We start from the raw sequence: 3,031 nt of genomic DNA, 5'->3' as shown, positions 1-3,031 counted from the left end.
GGTGTTGGCCATCGGCATTGCGCAGAAATGGGTTGCAAACGGCTGAAAGCATAAGGCGTTTTTACCCAGGCCTGGTGGATTTGTTGAAAATATTCAGAAGGGGCGAAGATGTCGTTTGACAGGCGACGATTTTCACTTTAGTATAATTGCACGTTTATTTTTCTATGTTATTGAAAAATAAGTATTAATTGTTTTTCTGTTGTTATGAGAACGCTTCATGATGTTTGTTATGATGCGGCAACAGTCACCACTTTCTAAAAAAGGATGATTATGAAACTGGAATCCATCGCGCTTCATCACGGCTATGAATCGGAAAGTACCACCAAATCGGCCGCTGTGCCGATTTATCAAACCACGTCTTATACCTTTGACGACACGCAACACGGTGCGGATTTGTTTGATTTGAAGGTGCCGGGCAATATTTACAGCCGCATGATGAACCCGACCTGTGATGTGTTGGAAAAACGCATGGCGGAAATGGAAGGCGGTGTGGCCGGCTTGGCGGTGGCGTCTGGGATGTCGGCGATTACCTATGCCATTCAGACCATTGCGCAGGCGGGGGACAATATTGTCAGTACCAGCCAGTTGTATGGCGGCACTTATAATTTGTTTGCGCATACCTTCCCGCGTCAGGGGATTGAAGTGCGGATGGTCAAGGCGGACGATTACGACGCGTTTGAAGCGGCGATTGACGATAAAACGCGCGCTATTTTTTGTGAGTCCATCGGCAACCCGGCTGGGAATGTGGTGGATGTGGCACGCCTGGCGGAAATCGCCCATAAGCACGGTTTGCCGTTGATGGTGGATAACACGGTGGCGACGCCGTATTTGTGCCGCCCAATTGATTTGGGCGCGGACATTGTCATTCACGCTTTGACCAAATTCGTGGGTGGTCACGGCACCACCTTGGGCGGCATTGTGATTGATTCCGGTAAATTCGACTGGGTGGCGAACAAGGAACGTTTCCCGATGTTGAATGAGCCGGATCCGTCTTATCATGGCGTGAGTTATACCCGTGACATTGGGGCGGCGGCCTTTATTGCCCGTTGCCGTGTGGTGCCGTTGCGCAATACCGGCGCGGCTTTATCGGCGCACAGTGCCTTCTTGCTGTTGCAGGGCCTGGAAACCCTTGGGTTGCGCATGGAGCGCCATTGTGAGAACACTCTGAAAGTGGCTGAATATTTGAAGAAACACCCAAAAGTGTCTTGGGTGAATTATGCGTCTTTGCCGGATGACAAATATCACGAAATCTGTGTGAAGACCACCAAAGGCTCCGGTTCCGGTATTTTGAGCTTTGGCATTAAAGGCGGGCGCGAAGCCGGTGGTCAGTTTATTGATGCCTTGCAGATGATTCTGCGCTTGGTGAATATCGGTGATGCCAAGTCGTTGGCGTGCCATCCGGCGACGACGACGCATCGCCAGTTGAGCCCGCAAGAATTGGAAAAAGCCGGGGTGTCGGAAGATTTGGTGCGTTTGTCCATTGGCATTGAGCACATAGAGGATATTATTGCGGATATCGAGCAGGCGCTGGACAAGGTCGCAGTTTAACGCCGCGCCTTGGCTGAAGGCATAACGACAATCTGCCAGGCCTGGGGAAAATGCGATTTGACCAGGCCTGGCGGTTTTGGGAAATAGAACTTTAGGAGAGAAGATACAATGCGTTTATTGCACACGATGTTGCGCGTGGGGGATTTGGAAAAGTCGATTCAGTTTTACACTGAGGTGTTGGGGATGCAGCTGTTGCGTCGCAAGGATTATCCGCAGGGTGAATTTACTTTGGCCTTTTTGGGGTACGGTGACGAAGAAAACAATACCGTGCTGGAATTGACGCATAACTGGGGCGTGACGTCTTACGATTTGGGCGACGGTTACGGGCACATCGCCATTGAGGTGGACGATGTGTATCAGGCGGCGGACGCGGTGAAAGCGGCAGGCGGTAAAATCATCCGCGAAGCCGGACCCATGAATGCGGGCACCACCATTATTGCGTTTGCCGAAGACCCAGACGGTTACCAGATTGAATTTATCGGCGCGGATCATGTGCGTGGGTGAGGCCACTGTGGGGTGTCATAGGTTGATTAATTCATGAGCGCAAAGGTAGGCGGTTTATGTTTGAATTAATTCACGATTCGGATGCCATTAACAAGGTGTCGCACTTGATTCAACTGTCGGTGGCACCGGTGTTTTTGCTGGCGGGTATTGGCAGTTTATTGGGCGTTTTGGTCGGCCGTTTGTCGCGTATCGTGGATAAAGCGGAAGAATTGAATCATCAGATGGTTGCGGAGAAGGCGCAAAATCCAATTGATCGGCGATCCAACACAATTCGTCAGCGGCTGGATTTTCTGGAACGACGGCGGCGCTATCTGAATCATGCGATTTTAGCCTGCACCTTAACTGGGCTGTTGGTGGCGCTGGTGATTATGATTATGTTTTTAAGTGCCTTTTTTGCGTTTAACGGTTCTTTAATCATCGCGGTGCTGTTTATTTTGGCGATGGCGGCGTTGATTGTGGGATTATTGATTTTTATTCGCGAAATTTATTTTGCTTCTCATGCGTTGCGATAATCGTTTTCGATTCTATAATACATCGCGCATTTAATTTATTTGAAAGGGATGATGAATGTCACAGTTTGAAAATGTCACCGCGGTAAAAGCGGCCAATATTTATTACGACGGGAAGGTCACCAGCCGCACACTGCTGTTTGCGGACGGCACTCGCAAAACGTTGGGCATTCTGCTGCCGGGGGATTATGAATTCGGAACGGAAGCGGCTGAAATGATGGAAATGCTGGCGGGCGAGGTCGAGGTGTTGCTGCCGGGCGAAACCGAATGGCGTGCCGTGTCCGCAGGGGAAACCTTTGAAGTGCCCGCCAATGCGAAGTTCGGCATTCAGGTGAAGACAGTGGCCGATTATTGTTGTTCTTATCTGTGATGTCTGTCGTCTAAAAGTGCCGTATCAAAAGTTCGATTTACCGAGGTTGCTTAGCCCAAAAACAAAAAACCGCCAGGCCTAGCGGTTTTGTGTTTTTGGA

The 3,031-nt window shown here is 50.1% G+C and carries 4 protein-coding genes; all 4 read left to right on the top strand.

What is annotated here, in order from left to right; genetic code table 11:
* The first annotated feature begins 270 nt into the window (after positions 1-270).
* The 4 genes from ACP5D0_RS10305 to ppnP all read left to right on the top strand — a co-directional run bounded on the left by ACP5D0_RS10305 (position 271) and on the right by ppnP (position 2,931).
* Positions 271-1,548 (top strand): O-acetylhomoserine aminocarboxypropyltransferase/cysteine synthase family protein, encoded by a 1,278-nt coding sequence (locus ACP5D0_RS10305; protein ID WP_472365712.1) that lies wholly within the window; start codon positions 271-273, stop codon positions 1,546-1,548.
* A gap of 108 nt (positions 1,549-1,656) precedes the next feature.
* Positions 1,657-2,052, top strand: a complete 396-nt coding sequence (gloA, locus tag ACP5D0_RS10300) for a lactoylglutathione lyase (RefSeq protein WP_472365711.1) — start codon at positions 1,657-1,659, stop codon at positions 2,050-2,052.
* Between the two features lie 56 nt (positions 2,053-2,108).
* Entirely contained in the window at positions 2,109-2,564 is a 456-nt protein-coding gene (locus ACP5D0_RS10295; protein WP_472365710.1) for a DUF2721 domain-containing protein, read from the top strand.
* A 55-nt stretch (positions 2,565-2,619) separates the two neighbouring features.
* Complete coding sequence (ppnP, locus tag ACP5D0_RS10290) at positions 2,620-2,931, top strand: pyrimidine/purine nucleoside phosphorylase (RefSeq protein WP_472365709.1); 312 nt, start codon at positions 2,620-2,622, stop codon at positions 2,929-2,931.
* Positions 2,932-3,031 lie beyond the last annotated feature (100 nt).

Source organism: Hydrogenovibrio sp. (assembly GCF_049975065.1).
In the GTDB taxonomy this organism is placed as follows: domain Bacteria; phylum Pseudomonadota; class Gammaproteobacteria; order Thiomicrospirales; family Thiomicrospiraceae; genus Hydrogenovibrio.
Note: the sequence above shows the minus strand (reverse complement) of the source record. Positions and strands in the feature narration are given on the sequence as shown.